The sequence below is a fragment of the Pseudomonas sp. GQ91 genome, assembly GCF_059758795.1.
This window is the reverse complement of record NZ_JCAXED010000070.1, coordinates 1-329: the sequence shown is the minus strand read 5'-3', so window position 1 is coordinate 329 and position 329 is coordinate 1. Positions and strand designations below refer to the sequence as shown.

The following is a 329-nucleotide window of genomic DNA, read 5'->3' as shown; positions in this document are numbered from 1 at the left end:
CTGCAAACGCTGACCAACGAAAACGGCGAGCGTTATCGGTTCGCCTGGGATGCCGGCGATCGGCTGACTGAACAACAGGATCTGGATGGCAGCGCCAAGCGCTACGCCTACGATTTACTCGACAACGTCGCGGCGCTGACGGCGCTCCCCGCGCCCTACGGCACGGGCCTGGCCGTCATTCCCGAAGCGCCGCCAGCGCCCATCGTCCACCGCCTGGAGCGCGACGCCGTGGGCCGGCTGATCGCCAAGGTCACCGACGATGGCCGCACCGAATACACTTACGATGCGCTGGACCAGCTCACCGCCGTCACCTTCACCGATCTGCACGG

At 66.3% G+C, this 329-nt stretch carries 1 protein-coding gene; it reads left to right on the top strand.

Annotated elements, in window-relative coordinates; translation table 11 throughout:
• Positions 1-329: RHS repeat domain-containing protein (locus AC6CIA_RS26460; RefSeq protein ID WP_498316114.1), on the top strand; the 329-nt coding region annotated here is incomplete at both ends.